The 20,472-nt window shown below is 41.9% G+C and carries 18 protein-coding genes and 1 pseudogene; 14 read left to right on the top strand and 5 right to left on the bottom strand.

Features of this window, described 5'->3' with window-relative positions; all coding sequences use genetic code 11:
- Positions 1-40 precede the first annotated feature (40 nt).
- Both I8751_RS28390 and I8751_RS28385 read left to right on the top strand, forming a co-directional pair.
- Positions 41-157: a photosystem II reaction center protein I gene (locus I8751_RS28390; protein WP_214442413.1), complete on the top strand. Its 117-nt coding sequence runs from the start codon at positions 41-43 to the stop codon at positions 155-157.
- Positions 158-428: 271 nt separating this feature from the next.
- Positions 429-2,969: a DUF3769 domain-containing protein gene (locus tag I8751_RS28385; protein ID WP_214442412.1), complete on the top strand. Its 2,541-nt coding sequence runs from the start codon at positions 429-431 to the stop codon at positions 2,967-2,969.
- Here I8751_RS28385 and I8751_RS28380 read toward each other — a convergent pair.
- Positions 2,966-3,463: pseudogene (locus tag I8751_RS28380) on the bottom strand (sensor histidine kinase); the annotation flags it as partial. The gene I8751_RS28385 and the pseudogene I8751_RS28380 sit on opposite strands and share 4 nt — an antisense overlap.
- Before the next feature lie 594 nt (positions 3,464-4,057).
- Here I8751_RS28380 and glgP point away from each other — a divergent pair.
- Complete coding sequence (gene glgP, locus I8751_RS28375) at positions 4,058-6,622, top strand: alpha-glucan family phosphorylase (RefSeq protein ID WP_214442411.1); 2,565 nt, start codon at positions 4,058-4,060, stop codon at positions 6,620-6,622.
- Positions 6,623-6,732: 110 nt separating this feature from the next.
- Here glgP and I8751_RS28370 read toward each other — a convergent pair whose 3' ends face one another.
- The gene (locus I8751_RS28370; protein ID WP_214442410.1) at positions 6,733-7,575 is read right to left on the bottom strand and encodes a DUF429 domain-containing protein; all 843 of its coding nucleotides are present in this window, start codon (positions 7,573-7,575) and stop codon (positions 6,733-6,735) included.
- A 94-nt stretch (positions 7,576-7,669) separates the two neighbouring features.
- Here I8751_RS28370 and menB point away from each other — a divergent pair, with 94 nt between their 5' ends.
- Positions 7,670-8,503, top strand: coding sequence for a 1,4-dihydroxy-2-naphthoyl-CoA synthase (gene menB / locus I8751_RS28365; RefSeq protein ID WP_214442409.1), 834 nt, complete (start codon positions 7,670-7,672; stop codon positions 8,501-8,503).
- A 128-nt stretch (positions 8,504-8,631) separates the two neighbouring features.
- Here the strand turns inward: menB and I8751_RS28360 are convergent, their stop codons facing one another.
- Positions 8,632-8,946, bottom strand: a complete 315-nt coding sequence (locus tag I8751_RS28360) for a hypothetical protein (RefSeq protein WP_214442408.1) — start codon at positions 8,944-8,946, stop codon at positions 8,632-8,634.
- Between the two features lie 836 nt (positions 8,947-9,782).
- Positions 9,783-10,331 (bottom strand): DUF721 domain-containing protein, encoded by a 549-nt coding sequence (locus I8751_RS28355; protein WP_214442407.1) that lies wholly within the window; start codon positions 10,329-10,331, stop codon positions 9,783-9,785.
- A gap of 69 nt (positions 10,332-10,400) precedes the next feature.
- Here I8751_RS28355 and I8751_RS28350 point away from each other — a divergent pair, with 69 nt between their 5' ends.
- From I8751_RS28350 to I8751_RS28310, 9 genes are all read left to right on the top strand, one after another.
- On the top strand, positions 10,401-10,679 hold the full coding sequence (locus tag I8751_RS28350; protein WP_214442406.1) for a hypothetical protein: 279 nt from the start codon (positions 10,401-10,403) through the stop codon (positions 10,677-10,679).
- A 12-nt stretch (positions 10,680-10,691) separates the two neighbouring features.
- Complete coding sequence (locus I8751_RS28345) at positions 10,692-11,135, top strand: HNH endonuclease (protein WP_225894474.1); 444 nt, start codon at positions 10,692-10,694, stop codon at positions 11,133-11,135.
- A gap of 183 nt (positions 11,136-11,318) precedes the next feature.
- Entirely contained in the window at positions 11,319-12,569 is a 1,251-nt protein-coding gene (locus I8751_RS28340) for a hypothetical protein (protein WP_214442405.1), read from the top strand.
- A gap of 203 nt (positions 12,570-12,772) precedes the next feature.
- Positions 12,773-13,477: a PspA/IM30 family protein gene (locus I8751_RS28335; protein WP_214442404.1), complete on the top strand. Its 705-nt coding sequence runs from the start codon at positions 12,773-12,775 to the stop codon at positions 13,475-13,477.
- 162 nt (positions 13,478-13,639) lie between these two features.
- Positions 13,640-14,413, top strand: a complete 774-nt coding sequence (locus I8751_RS28330; RefSeq protein WP_214442403.1) for a PspA/IM30 family protein — start codon at positions 13,640-13,642, stop codon at positions 14,411-14,413.
- A gap of 182 nt (positions 14,414-14,595) precedes the next feature.
- Complete coding sequence (locus tag I8751_RS28325; protein ID WP_214442402.1) at positions 14,596-14,931, top strand: thioredoxin family protein; 336 nt, start codon at positions 14,596-14,598, stop codon at positions 14,929-14,931.
- 96 nt (positions 14,932-15,027) lie between these two features.
- Positions 15,028-16,227 carry an LL-diaminopimelate aminotransferase gene (locus I8751_RS28320; RefSeq protein WP_214442401.1) on the top strand — a complete coding sequence of 400 codons (1,200 nt, stop codon included), beginning with the start codon at positions 15,028-15,030 and terminating at the stop codon, positions 16,225-16,227.
- A gap of 180 nt (positions 16,228-16,407) precedes the next feature.
- On the top strand, positions 16,408-16,842 hold the full coding sequence (locus I8751_RS28315) for a hypothetical protein (protein WP_214442400.1): 435 nt from the start codon (positions 16,408-16,410) through the stop codon (positions 16,840-16,842).
- 514 nt (positions 16,843-17,356) lie between these two features.
- Positions 17,357-17,779 carry a response regulator gene (locus I8751_RS28310; protein WP_214442399.1) on the top strand — a complete coding sequence of 141 codons (423 nt, stop codon included), beginning with the start codon at positions 17,357-17,359 and terminating at the stop codon, positions 17,777-17,779.
- 21 nt (positions 17,780-17,800) lie between these two features.
- On the opposite strand, the gene I8751_RS28305 is transcribed toward I8751_RS28310, so the two are convergent.
- Complete coding sequence (locus I8751_RS28305; RefSeq protein WP_214442398.1) at positions 17,801-17,980, bottom strand: hypothetical protein; 180 nt, start codon at positions 17,978-17,980, stop codon at positions 17,801-17,803.
- 466 nt (positions 17,981-18,446) lie between these two features.
- Between I8751_RS28305 and uvrC the strand changes: the two genes are divergently transcribed.
- Positions 18,447-20,324, top strand: coding sequence for an excinuclease ABC subunit UvrC (gene uvrC, locus I8751_RS28300; protein ID WP_214442397.1), 1,878 nt, complete (start codon positions 18,447-18,449; stop codon positions 20,322-20,324).
- Positions 20,325-20,472: the final 148 nt, after the last annotated feature.

Below are 20,472 nucleotides of genomic sequence, written 5' to 3'. Positions count from 1 at the left end.
AGATAAAGCTCTCTTTCTCATAACCCTTGGAGATATTTCTATGGTGACTTTAAAAATCGCTGTTTATATTGTTGTTGCCTTTTTCGTGAGTATCTTTATCTTCGGATTTTTGTCGAATGACCCAGCTCGTAACCCCGGACGACGGGATTTAGAGTAATATCCTGATAATTATCCGCGACTGCCGGTGGGCGAAAAACACCAGACTTAAGAACACTTGTTTCAACGGGACGGCAGTTGCTACAACGGAGGTAATCTCTCCGGCGCTCGTAACCCTCAAAGACTCGCTTAAGCGACTTCTCTTTGTAACGCAGTGTTTTCTTCCGGGCGGTTTGCTGTATGTAAGCAAAAAGCAAAAGTCGGAAGGTTAAAAGTGTAAATTCCTCCTTCCGGCTATCAATTGGCTATTTCTAGCTTGATTGTTCCCAGATATGCTGCATTCAGTTCCACCGCCCGCACTGCTTCCCATCGTCGAACCTGTACAAACTGCAAATTCCCTCTCATTTGCTAGTGATATTCAGTTTCTTTCAGTCGTAGATACTGACAGTAGTACCTCAGAAAATTTAGAAAAATCCCACACACAACGGGAAACGCCACAAACACCAAGTGTGGGACAGACTAATAATTCTGTGCGAGTGCTAACTACCACTGAAACTGCTCAAGATAACTCAGTAGTACCTAACTCTCCAGAGACCTTCCCACCAGAATTTTCTCCTGTCAACACTTCTAGGAGTGCCGCCAATTTGGGACAACCCCAGATAGTGGGTTATCCCATGCAGCAGGTTCAAGGGTCTAATCCCAATAACAGCAGTAATTCAAATCTGCCTATTGTCCCCAGCCTTACAAATGGTAGAGATTCACTACCTTCCACAGCGCCAGTTGTAGCTGAAAAATTAGCTCCAACAGCACAACAGGTTCCCGGAAAAATCAATCTTTCTGTATCTACTGCTGATAACTTACCAAGTTCTCAACCAGTAAAAAATACTATACAATTCAAGTCTCGCAGCCCAACAAACACATCTTCAACGCCTTCCACAATAGAATTTAATTCACCCCAACAAACTCAACCACCACCTGCTACCACTCCCCAACAAACTGCACCTGCTACCACACCACCAGCAAGAGTGAGAGTTGTAGAAGTTACATCAGATCAGCAGGAGTATGACGAACAACGGCGAATTGTTACAGCGCAAGGTAATGTAGTAGTGCGCTTTGATGGAGCAGTCATAGATGCTGATCGCCTGCAAGTAAATTTAGACAATTTAATTGCCGTTGGAGAAGGTAATGTAGCCTTGACAAGGGGCGATCAGGTATTACGAGGACAACGTTTTACCTATAACTTTGTCCAAGACAGTGGAGAATTAGAAAATGGTAGGGGGGAGATTAATATACCCTCAGCTCAAACAGACTTTGCTTTTTTACCCAACGATGTGACAGCCGGTGGTGTACCCCAGCGTCCTCCAAGCGATCGCATTCGAGCCAATCAGCCAACTACTGGTGTCAGCAGTCCAGGAGGTATTGACTTTGTGTTGGGTGGTAGGGCAGATGCGAGAAACATCGCATCACCAGAAGCAGGGGGTGTAGTCAAGCGAGTACGATTTGAGGCTGCACGAATTGAATTTTACCCGCGAGGCTGGCAAGCAAGGGATGTACGGTTGACCAATGATCCTTTTTCGCCGCCAGAACTAGAATTACGAGCAGATAAAGTAACAATGACGCGGGAAGCACCGCTGGTAGACCGCATTCAGACACAACGCCAGCGTTTAGTATTAGATCAAAGGGTTACTATCCCCATACCTGTGGATCAGCAAATTATTGACCGTCGGGAGAGAGAAGTTACACCTGCAATAGTCTCCCCTGGTTTTGATGGCGATAAACGGGGTGGTTTATTCTTGGAACGTGGTTTTGCACCAATAGATACAGAACAGGCAACCTGGACAGTCACACCCCAGTTGTTCGTGCAAAAAGCTGTACAAGAAGGTGCAAGTGATATAGCTTCACTGTTTGGCGTGAAGACCAAACTAAATGCTGTTTTGAGTCCACAAGCTTCACTCCAAGGTTCCGGAGAATTAACCAGTTTTAATTTGGACAAGCTGGACGAAAATTTGCGGGCGAGTTTGCGATTGCGTCAACAATTAGGCGACCTCAATCCCCACATCTTGAATTTAGAATATAGCTACCGCGATCGCCTTTATAACGGGACTCTGGGTTTTCAAACCGTCCAGAGTAGCCTTGGTGGTGTTATTCTTTCTCCGGTGATTCCTTTAGGTAAAAGTGGTGTTAACCTCAGCTATCAAGCAGGCGCTCAATACATCAACGCCAACACCGACCGCCAAGACTTACTAGAAGTAAACCGAGAAAACGATCGCATCTCATTAGGTCGTTTACAAGCCAGCGCTGACCTCAGTACTGGTCTATTGTTGTGGCAAGGTAAACCATTACCACCCACAGCTACCGAAGGATTAAGATACACACCCAACCCAGTGGTTCCTTACTTACAAGCGATCGCTGGCGTTACAGGTACTACTAGTTACTACACCAATGGTGATAACCAAAGCACCCTGACTGGTAGAGTTGGTTTAGTAGGGCAGGTAGGAAATTTTTCTCGCCCCTTTTTAGACTACACCGCTTTTAATGTTATTTATTATCAAGGTATAAATAGCGGGTTATCGCCCTTTTTGTTTGACCGTTCTGTAGATAATCGAGTCTTGAGTGGCGGAATCTCACAACAAATTTACGGGCCATTACGCTTAGGCTTTCAAACATCAATTAACTTGGATACAGGTGAAGAAAGTAGTACCGATTACTTTGTGGAATATAGCCGCCGCACTTATGGTCTCACCTTGCGTTACAATCCAGTACTGGAATTAGGTGGCATCAGCATCCGGATTAGTGATTTTAACTGGGCTGGCGGTACTGATCCATTTTCTGATGTTAGACCAGTTGTAGGTGGTGTGCGACAAGAGAACTAATCAATAGTTGCATTTAATAACGGTTCAGAATTTAATGGCAGAACTATTGTAACGGTAGTACCGACTGCAATTTGACTGACCACACTAATTTGACCATTGTGAGCTTCAACACAACGCCTGACAATGACTAATCCTAGTCCTGTTCCCTGAATTGACTGGACATTAGAAGCTCGATAAAATGACTCAAAAAGCCGAGTTTGATCTGTTTCAGGAATGCCAATACCTTGATCTTGAATACAAAAAATTGATACACCTGCAACTGGGTCACAGGTTAAATCAAATAAAATAGTTCCACCACTGGGAGAATATTTAACGGCATTTGAAAGTATATTTATAAACATATAATGTAGAAGCTGTTCATCCATCAAAGCTTCTGTATTATGGCTCTGACAGATAAAAACAATCTGATGCCCGGTAGTTTGAACAGCAGAAAATTCTTCAATTAGCTCTCTACAAAATAGCTCCAAATTCAGTGGAGCAGGATTGCACTCAATTGGGTGCATCCCAGTTTTTAAAATGCCCACAGGCTATAAGCCTGGGGCTACAAATACGAAGCCTGCCTTTCCTTTTGGAACGCTACGCGAACGCAGGCTTTGTTCGTGTAGCAATACCCTTCTAGGGTATTTATTGAAAAAGTGGGATGCTCCCCTCAATATATCTCTATCTCCCTTATTTTTTGTTTTTTATTCCCTCCCTACGTAAACAAGTTCTTCAAATCAAATCGGATTGCTATATGTGGTTTTACCTGCACATAACATGACATGATGTTGGAGACATTGACCGTGTTTCGCCAATATCTAGCAGGGTAAATATAAAATAAATATAAATATTTTCTAATTCAACCCTAATTATGTATTGAAATCTTAAATATCAGCAAATAGTTAAATTTTAATATACCAAGGATATGTCTAAGGATAACGCATAGACTTAGACATATCCTTGGTGTAAACTTTAGCAGCGAGGGAAAGAATAATTCTCAATGCTTAACAAAGTCACCGTATTTTCACAAACACAGTATCAAGAATTGGCAACATTGGGGAAAGACAGTAAACAATAGCCATAGCTAAAACTAGGAGTTTTGCCAACCTATGCAGCCAATTCGCACATTCAACGTCTCTCCTTCACTACCGCCGCGACTCGAACCACTGCGGCGGCTGGCATATAACCTGCACTGGGATTGGAACGTTGAGTCTAAAGATTTATTTCGACGCTTAGACCCCGACCTGTGGGAGTCTAGCCATCACAATCCGGTGTTGATGCTGGGTACTATCAGTCAAGGACGACTTTTAGAAGTTGTCGAAGATGAAGGTTTTCTAGCGCAAATGGATCGAGCTAACCGTCAGTTAGAAGATTATTTGCAAGAGCGCACTTGGTATCAAAAGCAACGCAGCCAACAGCCAAAAGAATGCTATGCTTATTTTTCGGCTGAATTTGGACTTGTAGATTGTTTACCTATCTATTCTGGAGGTTTGGGTGTTCTCGCAGGGGATCACCTCAAATCTGCTAGTGATTTGGGGCTACCTCTTGTTGGTGTCGGCTTATTGTATCAGCAAGGCTACTTTGCTCAGTACCTCAACGCTGATGGCTGGCAGCAAGAACGCTACCAAATCAACGATTTTTATAATATGCCTCTACACCTGGAGCGCAACCCTGATGGTTCGGAACTACGGATTGCAGTAGATTATCCAGGACGTAAGGTGTATGCCAGAGTTTGGCGTGTACAAGTTGGCACTGTGCCTCTATACATGCTAGACACCAATATTGAACCCAACAATTCTTACGACCACGACATCACAGACCAGCTATACGGTGGTGATATCGATATGCGTATCCACCAGGAAATTATGCTGGGGATTGGTGGTGTACAAATGCTGAAGGCGTTGGGATATAAAGTCACCGCCTATCACATGAATGAAGGTCACGCGGGGTTCTCGGCTTTAGAACGCATCCGTGTTTTGATGCAAGAAGAGGGACTGGATTATGCCCAAGCTAGACAGGTAGTAGCTTCTAGCAATATCTTTACTACCCATACACCAGTACCAGCGGGAATTGACTTGTTCGCTCCCGACAAAGTTTTGCATTACCTGGGATATTATGCAGAAATCTTTGATTTGCCCAAAGAGCAATTTTTAGGACTGGGGCGTGAGAATACTGGTGATTTATCCGCACCTTTTAGTATGGCGGTACTGGCTCTGAAGATGGCGACATTTTCTAACGGTGTAGCCCAACTGCACGGTGTGGTGTCGCGGCAGATGTTTCAGGGTTTGTGGAAAAAAGTTCCAGTCGAAGAAGTACCAATTGCAGCCATTACCAACGGTGTCCATGCCCGTAGCTGTGTCGCTAAATCGACTCAAGAACTGTACGATCGCTACCTAGGGCCAAACTGGTCTTCAGTACCACCAGATAACCAGTTGTGGGATCGGATGGATGCAATTCCCGATGAAGAATTATGGCGCAATCACGAACGCTGCCGCTTAGACATGATTTTGTATGTGCGGGATCATTTAGTCAAGCATTTACGCGATCGCGGCGCTTCGGCCTCAGAGATTGGCCAAGCTCAAGAAGTTCTTGATCCCAACGTTTTGACCATTGGTTTTGCCCGTCGTTTTGCCACTTACAAACGCGCCACTCTCTGGATGCGTGATTTAGAACGCATTAAGCGGATTTTGTTAGCCAACAAAAACCGGAAAGTGCAGTTTGTGATTGCTGGTAAAGCACATCCCAAGGATATTCCTGGTAAAGAACTAATCCGCGACATCAATCACTTTATCGACGAACAAAATTTACAAAAACAAGTGGTGTTCGTTCCCAACTATGACATTCACATCGCCCGGTTGATGGTAGCGGGTTGTGATATCTGGTTAAATACGCCGCGCCGTCCACGAGAAGCCTCTGGGACTAGTGGTATGAAAGCCGCAATGAATGGATTGCCCAATTTAAGCGTCCTAGATGGCTGGTGGGATGAAGCTGATTATGTCCGCACAGGTTGGGCAATTGGACACGGTGAAAACTACGACGACCCCAATTATCAGGACGAGGTAGAAGCTAACGCCCTCTACGAGTTATTAGAAAAGGAAGTTGTACCCCTGTTCTATGACCACCGGGATGCCGATGGCTTACCCCGATCATGGGTTGCCAAAATGAAAGATGCCATCCGGTTAAATTGTCCGTTCTTTAATACAGCACGGATGGTGCGAGAATATGCCCAACGGGCTTATTTTCCAGCCAGCGATCGCTATCATATCCTGACAACCGATAACTATGCCCCAGTCAAAGAATTAGCTGCTTGGAAAGCAAAACTCAGCGAAGACTGGTTCAACATCAAAATTAAAGATATTGATGTATCGGCACCTGCGGATATCGAAGTTAACCAAACCGTTGCTGTCAAAGCCAAAATTGACTTGTCAACTTTGATAAATGATGATGTGCAAGTAGAACTCTATCAAGGTACGATCGATGCCAATGGTGAAATCGTCAACGCTACACCAGTAGTGATGGATTACCAAGGACAAGATACACAACAATTGAGTATTTACACAGCCAACATCACCTACACCACCTCCGGTTTGCAAGGCTTGTCTTTGCGCGTATTGCCAAGACACCAATACTTGTCTAGTCCTTATGAGCCAAGATTGATTGCCTGGGCAGAATAAAAACTTTACCCACAAGGGATAGAGTTTTGTCAGTGGTCAGTGGTTAGTAGTCAGTGAATCAAACAACTGACAACTGGCTCGCACACCCCAAATAGACTAGGGGCTAGAAATTACTCTAGCCCCATTTTTGCAGGAATGACAATGTAGCCAGTAGTGCGATCGCCTAGTACTAAATTGCGCTGTTCTCCCCAATACCACCAGTGTGCTGCGACATAAGCGCAAATCAAGCTATCTAGTTTATCTTCGGTTGCTTTGAGGGCTGCCCCAGTGGTGGGGATTTCGGAAGGAAATGAACCGCAGAGGCGCAGTGAACCAGCGCTGCGGGAGGGTTTCCAATGCCAGTTGCTCATGGGGGAAACCCCCAAGACCGCACTGGCTCCTCCGCAGGCGACTGGTGAACCCGAAGGGAGACGCAGAGGAGGAGAAAGAGAGGGAAGGATATCAAGAATATAATTGTAGAGTTTAATTAATTCTAAGCGACGCTCATTGATGCGTCCTTTTTTGTATTTGAGAATGCGTTCTAAATTAAATAAATTAACTATTGCTGGGTGGGGAAAAACTTCTATTTGATATCTACCAATTTTTTGGGGATCAATAGTAGGTGCATGTATAAAACCACGCGATTCTAGTTCTAAGCCAAAGTTGATAGTGCGTTCTGCAAAAGGTAAGTTTTGGTTGGCTGGATAGCAGCCAGCATGATATTTGCCAAAGTACTTGTGAGTGAGTTTGTCAGGTAGGCGACTCCCGGTAGCGTTGGGGATGAGGGTGGGTGCATCTACACCAATAATGGCTGGTTCATCCTGTTGTACGCGTTGATCAATCCAGGTGAGGATGTCTGCAATAGCATCTTCTCGGTCTATATCAAGTAATTGCAGCTTTCCGTCGATGAATTCTAAGCAACACAAGCCGCTAGGTTGAGATTTCCAGCCTAAATCAATGCCGATAAATTTCATTGTGTAACCATATTTACCAAATTAGCTTAACTCAGCGATCGCTTGTCCCTGCGTCCGCGATAAAATTCTCAAGCACAACAGCGCAGTTATTCTCATGCAAGTCAACTGGCAAACTGTTAAAACTTACGAAGACATTCTTTATCACAAAACTGATGGCATCGCTAAAATCACCATCAACCGCCCCCATAAACGTAATGCCTTCCGCCCTAAAACTGTTTTTGAACTATATGATGCTTTTTGTGATGCTCGTGAAGACACAAATATTGGAGTAGTACTCTTTACAGGTGCTGGGCCACACACAGATGGCAAATATGCTTTTTGTGCTGGTGGCGATCAAAGTGTACGGGGACAAGCTGGTTACGTGGATGATGCTGGTATTCCCCGCTTGAACGTCCTGGACTTGCAGCGTCTGATTCGTTCTATGCCCAAAGTAGTAATTGCTCTAGTAGCAGGCTATGCGATCGGTGGTGGACACGTCCTACACTTAATTTGTGACCTAACCATTGCTGCCGATAATGCGATTTTTGGGCAGACTGGCCCCAAAGTTGGCAGTTTCGATGGGGGTTTTGGTGCTAGCTATCTAGCCCGCATTGTTGGGCAAAAAAAAGCACGAGAGATTTGGTTTCTCTGCCGCCAATATAATGCACAACAAGCCCAAGACATGGGTTTAGTTAATTATGTTGTCCCAGTAGAACAATTAGAAACCGAAGGCATTCAATGGGCGCAGGAGATTTTAGAAAAAAGTCCGATCGCAATTCGGTGTCTCAAAGCAGCATTCAACGCTGATTGTGATGGACAAGCCGGTTTACAAGAACTTGCTGGGAACGCCACTCTACTGTATTACATGACAGAAGAGGGGTCTGAGGGAAAACAAGCTTTTCTAGAAAAACGTCCACCGAATTTTCGCACTTTCCCCTGGCTACCCTAAAAATTACAGAAATCGCATCTTTAAACAAGATGCGATTTCTGAAGATGTCAAATTAACAGCACTAGAAATCTTAAAGATAAATCTTAATATTAAGCAGAATACAAATTGAGCCTAGTGATAAACGATGACTAAATTCGTACTGCCTCAGCCTTAGCCTCCTGTAAGGAACAGTTAACTGTTTCTTCCACAGGGGTAAGAACTACATTGTCTACATTAGAAGCCATAGAGTGAGAAACATCTAAGACTCGTGTTGCATCTGGCAAACTCCAAGCATCTTCTAAAGTTTCCCAAGAAGGTGCAAAAGGAGGAAGCGCTAAAGAGCAAGCTTTCCAACTTGCTTGAACTGGCACTCCCAATTGTTGGCACACTCCACCACGGCGACCCTCTGGCTTGTAATGACGACAATATCGACAGGCAGATGTCAAGAATTTAATAGGTTTCATTTTATTTCATCTTTAGTGCCGTTAAGGGCTGATTTGCATTCTTATATTTTGCTTCTAGATATAAATACGGAATATTGCCAAAAAGTCGTTATTTTCTCTAGGTTGTAGCGATCCCCAAGAAAAAATAAACTTTAGGATGTTTTTATATTCTTGTTATATTTTTAAATGATCACTAAAGTGGATACACACTAATTTCAGCTAAAACTAGTTGGGGATCAAGATTAAAAGTATGACTTTAGATGCAAATTCAATTTTTACCTCATCCTTAAGACATACTTCAAGCATCCTGTCTACAATTAAGTGTGATCAGTTATTTAGCCTAATTGGCATTATTTTAAATAAAATATTTTGATCTCTCAACTATTGCAACTCTTGTCTCAAAAAGCTGCAAGTTAGTTGAAGGTTGGCCCTGTTGGACTCCATAAACGCCATACTGTTTTTCCAGTAATTAAGGTCGCGAATAAAAATTAATTTTGTAGGCTGTTTTGTAAACTGCCCTAGAGATCAAAGGCTATGGCAGTTTTGGGATGAATTGTAAGTGTATACGGCAAAAATTGAGCTTTAAAAACCTTGCCCAAACACTTTCTAACTTTTTGCTCACAGTTTTTGCCTTCCACCTATATTTCTTAACAATTGCCAATTACAGCCATTCCAAGAAAAGACTGTTGAAATTTACCTGGATAGTAAACTTGATAACAATATTTTTACTTTTATTACTAAAATATTCATTTTATTGAAAATTATTTAGTCATGAGAGTCTGACTGTCTAGCCCAGATGATTGTTCCAAATATCAAAACAAATTTGGGTAACAAAATCAGGCAGCTAAGGATATTGTTTATTTTGACTGCTTGGCCGCACAGAAAGAACAGACATCCCAGCGTTGGAGTTCACCGGGTGGGGTAGGACATTGGCATTGGGGACAAAGAGGTAAACCTAGCGACCGCTTTTGCATTGTCTTTGCCCAGTCTCCAAAAACAGTGTTAGCGCTCTTGATAGTAGGCGTAACATCACTATGGGAGTTCCTAACATGACCCAAGTAACTTGGATGCTCTTGTAGCAAAATTGGTTGTTGTTGCGGCGCTATCTCTGGTAGAGACCGCCATTCAGCAGTAGAGAAGCGAATATCTACCAAGGGTGTAGGTAACTTTTCATTTAACTTTAGCAGCAGGTTCTGCCGTCTGAAAGTCATATTCTGTGCCCAAGCAGAACTAGAAGTTGCCACCCGCAAAACATCACGCTGAATTGACAATGGCCGAGTATGAGCAGCAATCACTGTTCCCACAATTTCTGCCCAATATTCGAGCAACAGGCTAAATGGCTGCTCTTGCCATTTAGCCTGTTGCTCCAGAACACCTAAAATATCATTAACTGATTTCAACGACATGTTAAAAAATTAAGGGGCATGGGGAAAGGACTTCTTTAATAATTTTCCTTATATTTTGAGATAGATGCTATGACAACCAATTTACCTATGAAATTGTCACACTTGCCCAACAGTTTGCCATTAGACGGTGCTGTCCGCATCGAGCTAGTAGAAGGAGTGCCAATATTTCGAGCTTCAAATTTAGTACAGGGGCGAATTGAAGCTTTATTAGTTAAGCAAAAAGAATCTGCACTTACTTCAGAGGAAGAAAAAGAACTAGATGAATATGAAGAATTAGACGATTATCTGAGTTTAGTGAATCGGATGATTAGAAATGTATCGCTAACTCAAAACCAAAGCATATTCTAGGGTATTAGAAATTTGTCTGCGAATCGTTACATTAGTGAACCTACTCAAAACCAAGTACGACAACGAGCTAAGTTTCTGTGCGAATATTGTCACGCATCGGAACAATGGCAATATGTTTCCTTCACAGTAGACCATATAATTCCTCTTGCAAAAGGTGGTGCTAACTCAATTGATAATTTAGCTTTGGCGTGTTTTCATTGCAATCGCCAAAAATCCGATAAACTTAAAGCCTTTGATGAACAATCATTATCAGAAGTAATTTTATTTAATCCCCGTACTGATATTTGGCAAGAACATTTTATTTGGTCAACAGATACACTCAGGGTTATCGGCTTGACACCAACAGGACGCGCTACAGTCGCAGTATTAGCATTCAACCGAGCCAGAGTACTTAATATTCGTGCTGCCGATAGAGAAACTGGACGGCATCCCCACCAAATGACCCAATTCAAATAAGGTGATATTAGTATTGCTATCAAAATTTTCTCTAATAAAATAATGAATTAGACAATGTAGAAACCAGTAGAGAGGAAGCAGCCAGTTAGAGGTAGTTCATTCTATCTAAATCTATTTTTCGCTAGCATTGGCACAAATATATCTAAAGTTAATCCAGCAGTACACGTTTCAGGCAGACAGGCAATGAGTCAAAACCCACCGATAGACTCCGGTACTCAATCGTCAAAAACATCTGGGTTGAAGCCAGCATTAGCAGCAGCATTGGCGAGTTTAGAAGTGCAGCTAGATCAAGAGTTAACCCGATACCGACGTACACGAATTGGCACAAGGACACCAAATCAAGCCCGCGTGGGCAATTATATCAGCAGTCAACCCCAAGAGTTGATTGATAGGACTTTGATAGTAGGCAAAACTCAGCCATCTGTAGCAGAAATTAAAACTTATACACAGCCTACTTCTGTGTCAGATGAGGCTCCTCAAGAGAAGCCAGCACCAGTTACGGTAAAGTCTGAGGCAGTAGATAATCCAGAAGTCTCTTCTAACTCTGAATCTAAGGAAGCACAAGTTCCATTACCCTCGTTGAGTTCTAGCAGCAGCATTGTACCTGCGGTAATTAAGGCTCCTCAAGAAGATCATCTAACGCAGGTAAATGGCACTACCAAACAGCCAGATGACTACTTAGAATCGAGTGAAGCATTACTGCGAAGTTTGGCAGATGAACAACCGCGAACCAGTAAGCCTCATAATTCTAGCGATAGTTTGTTATCACCTTTAGGTATAGGCTCTATGCTGCTACTGTTAGTAGCGAGTCTTACTTTAGGTTATGTAGTTTTCAATCCTAAAAGCTTGCCTCAGTTGAATCTAGGCAAATTGTTTAACAGCAACTCATCTCCTAACGTGGCAAATGCTCCGGAAGTTGGTAGTAATCCTCAACCTCAGCCCCAGCCAGAGATTACATCCATACCCAGGTATCCTAATTTAGCCGCCAAAGAGTTTCCAGAGGTGAAAGACCCCAATGATATAGTCGGCTTACAACCCAAATCTCAACCAACTCCTACAGCACCGTCTAATCCTATTGTTGCTCAAACGCCGATTAACCCTTTGTTGGTAGAACCACTACCACAGATACAACAACCTTTGCCGCCTTTGGGTTCGCCTATAGTACCCACGGTCAAACCCTCACCCGAACCAACTACAACTTTGCCCCAGGCAAATGCAGAAATCACACCCGCAGCAGATGGATTTTATCATATAGTGACAGACAATCAAGGCGATCGCGCTTTAGCCGCAGCCCGAAAAGTAGTCCCCGATGCTTATTTATCACCTAGTAAAAAATTCATATATCTGGCTTCCTTGAAGACAAAAGAGGAAGCACTACAAAGGTTGCAACAGCTACAGACGAAAGGAATTAAAGCACGGGTACAACAGCCATGAGTTGTAAAAATCTACGATAGGATGAGGAAAACATCTACGAAATGCCCTGCCTGTTGACTAGAAAGCAGAGGGGCACAGGAGAATATTTTGTGCAAGTTCTCTCCTCTGCTCCCCTGCTTCTTTTTAACCCTTGATGTGCTGGCTAGTGTGGGAAAACTACCCATGCAGGTGAATTTTTCTTTGAAAGTGAATGGAGATCTGACATGGAAATAATCAAACGTATCCTGCGGGTGATTCGCGCTAACCTCAATAGCCTGATGGGCAGCGCAGAAGATCCAGAAAAGATTTTGGAACAAGCTGTGATGGAGATGCAGGAAAATTTAGTGCGATTGCGACAGGGAGTAGCCCAAGCGATCGCTACCCAAAAACGCACGGAACGCCAAGCCGCAGCAGCTGGGTCAACAGCAGAAGAATGGTATCGCCGCGCTCAATTAGCACTGCAACAAGGCAACGAACCTCTAGCACGGGAAGCTCTCACTAAACGTCAAGCCTACAAAGAAACTGCCACAGCCCTTTCTAACCAGATAGGGGAACAAAATGATGTGGTCGCAAGGCTGAAAAAAGATATGCGATCGCTAGAGTTAAAAATTTCCGAAGCGAAAACCAAAAAAGATATGTATATTGCTCGCGCCCGTTCGGCTGAGGCATCCTATCGACTCCAGGAAATGCTCGACGGAAGTTCTGCCACAAGTAGTCTTGGTGCCTTTGAACGCATGGAAGAGAAAGTTTTCCAGATAGAAGCCCAATCAGAAGCGATCGCTACTCTAGGCAGTGACGACTTGCAAAAACAATTTGATTCTCTAGAATCAGCTGGTGATATTGATAATGAACTGGCAGCGATGAAAGTACAGGTTTTAAATGAAGGTCAAAATCCCCAACAACAATTACCCAAAGCTCAAGACTCTTGAAAATTGGGGAACTACCAAAGCTAGGATATATCTTAACAATTAACTGGTGTCGGCAGGTACCGAACCCAACCGGAAAGATTACATTGAAATAGGAAGCTATTAAATAGTAACAAAGCGAACTGTCCAACAAAACGCGTAAACTCCAAAAGGAAAAACAAAGTTATGGGATTATTTGATCGCATTAAGCGAGTAGTCGGCGCAAACCTCAACGACCTAGTAAATAAAGCTGAAGATCCGGAAAAAATGCTGGAACAAGCCATCCTGGAAATGCAGGAAGACTTGGTACAGTTGCGCCAGGGAGTTGCCCAGGCGATCGCTGCCCAAAAACGTACAGAGAAACAGTACAATGATGCCCAAAATGAAATTAATAAGTGGCAACGCAATGCTCAATTAGCACTGCAAAAAGGCGACGAAAACCTAGCGCGGCAAGCCTTGGAGCGCAAAAAGACTTTCACCGACACCAGCACGGCACTCAAAACTAGCCTAGATCAGCAAAGTGGTCAGGTTGAAACCCTTAAGCGCAACTTAATTCAGCTAGAAAGCAAAATTTCTGAAGCTAAAACTAAGAAAGAAATGCTCAAAGCTCGGATTACGACTGCCAAAGCCCAAGAACAACTCGAAGGCATGGTACGTGGGATGAATAGCAGCAGCGCTATGGCTGCCTTTGAGAGGATGGAAGAAAAAGTCTTAATGCAAGAAGCTCGTGCCCAATCAGCAGCAGAATTGGCAGGTGCAGATTTAGAAACCCAATTTGCTCGGTTGGAATCTGGTAGTGATGTTGATGATGAATTGGCAGCTTTAAAAGCGCAAATGCTACCACCTGCAACTGCACCCAATCAACCCCAACTGCCCCCAGAACAAACCACAACTCCCAAATCTAATGAAGTAGTAGATAGCGAGTTGGAATCCCTACGCAAGCAATTGGATCAAATGTAAAATTTGCTGAATACTAATTTGTATTAGTCCCACGCCTATTGGTTGTGGGATTTTGCATCAGAAGTCAATTGTCAGTTGTCAGTTATCAGTTATTAGTGATTATCCACTGACCACTGGCTCTCAGATTGGGATAAAGTATTTTGTGTGCCAACTTTGATCGATGCCACCTAATGGAGACTGCAATGAGTAAAGGTGTAATCACCATAACTGATGCTGAGTTTGAAACCCAAGTGTTGAAAGCCGAGCAGCCTGTATTAGTTTACTTTTGGGCTTCCTGGTGTGGGCCGTGTCAATTGATGTCGCCACTAATGAACTTAGCTGCTAGTACATACAGCGATCGCCTAAAAGTTGTCAAAATAGAAGTAGACCCTAATCCTGTCACTGTTAAGCAGTATCAGGTGGAAGGTGTGCCAGCCCTCAGGTTAATTCAAGGAGAAAAAATTTTAGTATCCACTGAGGGAGTCATTGGCAAAGATAAATTACTCAGTCTCTTAGATACGTATTTAAATAGTAATTAGTCATTAGTCAACAGTCTTGAGTCAACAGTGAAGAGTTTTTGACTTTTGACTCTTGACCATTGACCGTTGATTTTTGAAGATTGACCATTGACTAATATGGAATTTGCGAAGCGTTTACAACCCCTGCAATCTAACGTATTTGCTGATATGGACAGAGCCAAGGCAGTGGCTTTGGCAGCAGGACGAGAGTTAATTGATTTATCATTAGGTTCTTCTGATTTGCCAGCCCAGGCGCACGTTATTGAAGTGATCGCTAAATCTTTGCATGATCGCAGTACCCACGGCTACTTACTGTTTCACGGTACTCAAACATTTCGTCAAGCCGCAGCTAACTGGTACGAACACAAATTTGGCATCAAAGTCGATGCGGAAACTGAGGTGTTACCTCTCATTGGTTCCCAAGAAGGTACTGCTCATTTACCCCTAGCGCTGCTTAATCCTGGAGATTTTGCTTTGTTGCTCGATCCAGGCTACCCTTCCCATGCTGGGGGAGTTTACTTAGCTAGTGGGCAAATTTACCCCATGCCAATCACAGCAGAAAACGGTTTTTTGCCTGTATTTGCTGATATTCCTGCCCCTGTTTTGGCTCAGTCGCGGATGATGGTGTTGAGCTATCCTCATAATCCCACTGCGGCGATCGCTCCATTCTCTTTCTTCCAAGAAGCTGTCGCTTTTTGTCAGCAACACAATCTTGTCCTGGTTCACGATTTCCCCTATGTAGATTTGGTATTTAAAGACACTGGGAATTGGGGGAAAAATCTGAGCAATCCCAAATCTCTAGTACCTTCTATTTTGCAAGCCGACCCAGAAAAAACTGTTTCGATAGAATTTTTTACACTTTCCAAGTCTTACAATATGGGAGGCTTCCGTATCGGCTACGCCATCGGCAATGCCCAATTAATTCAAGCCTTACGCCAAGTCAAAGCCGCTGTTGATTTTAATCAGTATCGGGGAATTCTGAATGGAGCGATCGCTGCTTTGACAGGTTCCCAAACAGGAGTAGCCAATGCAGTCGCTACCTTCCGTCAACGTCGTGATGCTTTTATTACTGCTTTACATCGCATTGGTTGGCAAGTTCCAACTCCCAAGGCCACAATGTATATTTGGGCTAAGTTACCCTCACCGTGGAATCAAAATTCTGTAGAATTTTGTACAGAGTTAGTCAAACAAACCGGTGTTGCAGCTTCTCCTGGTGCTGGCTTTGGCAAATCTGGAGAAGGATATGTCCGCTTTGCTTTAGTACATGAGCCACCTTTATTAGAAATTGCCGTTGAAAGAATTGCGGAATTTATGTAGTTAATTTATGAAGTCTTTATTGTAGATTCACAATAAATTTACCAGATGCTACCTGTATTGAATGTAGTTTTCAGTATAAACTACAGGTGAAATTAGTATAAATATTAAAGACACTAGTAATCAATTATCTTTAGTGCTTACCTCAGATTTCATCCCTGAAAGTTCAGTAATACAGTGTGCATGGCAAGCAATTTCAAAAACATAAGTATTTGCGCTACGATTTTTACATTTATTGGTGTGTTAGAGCATCGTCCTCTTTGGGCATTGACTACTCCCCTGACAAAAACTCGTCCTGACATTGGTAGTTCCCAAGGTGTAGATACACTGAACGTCGGGGAAGTGACAGATACAAAAAATGAATTACTGTTGTTGGCTAAACGTAATATTCAGGAAATAATTCCAGCTAGTGAATCTAACGTAGTTATAAGCAACGCTACTCGTAGCTACTACATCGCTAAACAATCTGCTAGTCAACAACAAACTTATACACTTTCCTATAGAAATATTTGGACTCAGCAAAATAACTTACTCCGCAAACGAAAAGTCCCGGAACCCTCAGCAATAGTAGGGCTAATAGCTATGGTTAGCTGGCTTAAAACTCAGTGCGAAAACTAGTTAAGTAGAGCTTGTGGTGTTCGCAATGGTTAAAATACAACTACAGTCAGTGGGAATTATTAAAGCTTAGTTTAGTTGGCGTTAGCCATACAACACCAGCTAAAAATTTGGGTTAAAACTATTATTTGAAGAACGAAAAATAGACAAAGGAACAGCTAACTATTTTTTATGAATTCTTAATGATTTAGCTGTAAATTTACGATTGTTTTATGCATTCCTAAACACGCAATAATTTAGATATATTTATTCACTTAGAATAATGAAAAGCGTACTGATTAATATAAGTTAAAAAATTATTAAAATTAAAGAATATTAGCTCTTACAATAGTAAATTTTTGCTGAATTTTAAATATTAGGATACTATTGTTAAGGTATAGAATTATAAATAAATTTAAGTTATTGAAACTTTGAATGATCAGACGAGGGAAGTTCTCCTTTGTTTTTATGTCTATATCAATCCATAACTTTTGCTTTCGCAAAACTGTTGACTATTGACTTCAGATGATAAATAAAAATGACAGCACATTTACTTACTATAGATAGGCAATTGCAATCGCATCAACCAAAGCGGATTCTATTAGTTGAAGATAACGATGTTAATAGGATGTTGCTGAGCGATTATTTAAGCTATTGTGGTTACAGTGTTCAAAGTTTATCAAATAGCTCTAATTTTTTTGCAACTGTAGAAAAATTCCGCCCAGAGCTAATGTTATTAGATTTAAAATTACCAGATATTGATGGTTATTCGCTGTTAGAACAAATTCAGCAAAAACCGGATTTGTCAAACATACCTATTATCGTAGTTTCAGCCTTTGCTTTTAAAGCCGATCAAGAGCGAGCTATGAAATTAGGCGCTCACCGTTATTTCGTTAAACCAATAAATCTTACATCTTTAATTCTTACAATTGAAGACGAATTAGCTTACCGCTTCATCTAAAATTTTCTTTTAAAAGTAGATTTACTCATTTTTTTGGTTATTAATAAACTCTTCAACACTTTCATTCATATTTTGCATAGAACTGCCAATTTCTGAAATCTTGCGTTGTACTTGGGCCAGCATTAAAACTGCTGTTTGTAATTCATTGAGCGCTTCGGCCATAGCCTCACGATAGTTAGATTCAAATTCTTGTATATTCATTAATTTGCTCTCGATCTGTATAATAACAATCATAGCCATATATATAAGTTAATAAAACCGTTAATTCGCTTAATAGTTTACTTTCGATTGAACATCCGAAATATTGCCTATTTAGGTTCGACCAGCCAAAACTTGTATTGAATTTGTCAAAGGATATATAGAGCCAGTTTGAGCAAAATAGCTCGGCTATTAATATACACAAAGTTTAAAAAAAAACCACAAATAAAAAATTTTAGAAATTTAAAAAGTAGATAAAATTCAAATTTTTCTTAAAAACTCCGAAAAAATTTATAAAAACTGCCAAAAATATGCATGTAAGCTGAGGATACATACCAGATTAAGAAGAATTATGTTCACAGTTCAGAACATTTGTACTTAATCGTCTGTTGAATCAACACAAAAAGTTATTTTTTCTTAAAATAGTAAGTAGGTAACTTTACAAATACAAATTTACCTAACTTAAGTTGTGACAATATCAGCTCAAATACCACCACTGCTTAAAGATCCACAGCGTCTAGAAAGCCGTCTAGCAGAAATTCCGGCGGAACCGGGAGTTTATTTTATGCGGGACGGAAGTGATCGCATAATCTATATAGGTAAATCACGCAAATTGCGATCGCGTGTTCGTTCTTACTTTCGGGATGGATATACCAAAAGCGAACGCATAGCTACAATGGCTAAGCAGGTGAGCGAAATTGAATTTATCGTCACCGACACTGAAGCCGAAGCTTTGGCCTTAGAAGCCAACTTAATCAAGCAGCACCAGCCATATTTCAATGTACTACTCAAGGATGATAAAAAATATCCTTATGTCTGCATTACTTGGTCAGAAGACTATCCTCGGATTTTTATCACCCGTAAACGCCAATTAGGTAAAGAAAAAGATAAATTTTACGGGCCTTATACTGATGCTGGCTTGTTGCGAGAAGTTTTGCGAATATCGAAGCGGATTTTTGCACTCCGACAACGACCTCAACCACTGTTTAAAGATCGTCCTTGCTTAAATTATGATTTAGGACGCTGTCCGGGCGTGTGTCAACAGTTGATTTCACCAGAAGAATACCGTAAAACTGTACAAAAAGTGGCGATGGTATTCCAAGGACGTACTCAAGAACTAATTGATATTTTGACAGAACAGATGCAAATAGCCGCAGAGGCATTAAATTTTGAGTCTGCGGCGCGGATTCGCGATCAAATCGCTGGGTTAAAGTCGCTAACTGCGGATCAAAAAGTATCTTTACCAGATGATACAGTTTCACGAGATGCGATCGCTTTAGCAGCTGGTGAACAATATGCCTGCATTCAATTATTCCAAATTCGCGCTGGACAATTGGTAGGACGCTTGGCATTTGTAGCAGATGCTCATGCAGAGCCAGGAGCTATTTTACAACGAGTCTTAGAAGAACATTACCAAACTGCTGATTCAGTGGAAATTCCTACAGAGATTTTAGTACAGCATGAATTACCAGATGCAGCGATCTTGGCTGATGTTTTGACTCAGCGTAAGGGAAAAAAAGTCACAATTCTAGCTCCCCAGCGGCAAACTAAGGCAGAATTAATTGAGATGGTAGAGCGCAATGCTCAGTATGAATTGCAAAGAATGCAGAAATTAGGCGATCGCAATCATCAAGCCATGCAAGATTTAGCCGCCATTCTCGATTTACCAGACTTACCCCACCGTATTGAAGGTTATGATATTTCTCACATTCAAGGCTCAAATGCTGTAGCTTCCCAAGTTGTGTTTATCGATGGATTACCCGCTAAACAACATTATCGTCACTACAAAATTAAAAATCCTACAGTTACAGCTGGACACTCAGATGATTTTGCTAGTTTGGCTGAAGTTATTCAACGACGGTTCCGCAAGTATGGCGAAGATCCACAGTTACAACGAGTAGGTAATCCTGACTGGCCTGATTTAATTATGATTGATGGTGGGAAAGGTCAACTATCATCTGTTGTTGCTGTTTTGCAAGAACATAACTTATTAGAAGACTTGCGAGTTGTCAGTTTGGCGAAGCAGCGAGAAGAGATTTTTTTACCGGGAGAATCTCAACCTTTAGAAACGGATGCAGAACAACCAGGGGTACAATTGTTGCGACGGTTGCGAGATGAAGCACATCGCTTTGCTGTAAGTTTCCATCGTCAGCAACGTAGTGATAAATTAAAGCGATCGCGTTTAGATGAAATTCCTGGATTGGGACATCATCGCCAAAAGCAGCTTTTAGGGCATTTTCGCTCAGTTGACTATATTCGTCAAGCTACACCTGCACAACTAGCTGAAGTTTCAGGAATTGGGCCGCGTTTGGCTCAAGAAATTTACGATTATTTTCATCCTGCTTAACCGCGAAATTAAATTCGCCCAGTGTAATATATATAGCTCAAAAGCTCAAAAAATATTACAATCACAACAACAAATAAACAAATAAGATCCCCGACTTCTCAAAGAAGTCGGGGATCTAAACCTCTAGTCAAAGATACTGTTAACACTA

Source organism: Atlanticothrix silvestris CENA357 (genome assembly GCF_016056295.1).
Taxonomy (GTDB): domain Bacteria; phylum Cyanobacteriota; class Cyanobacteriia; order Cyanobacteriales; family Nostocaceae; genus Atlanticothrix; species Atlanticothrix silvestris.
The sequence above is the reverse complement of the archived record's forward strand: the minus strand, read 5'-3'. Positions and strand labels throughout refer to the sequence as shown.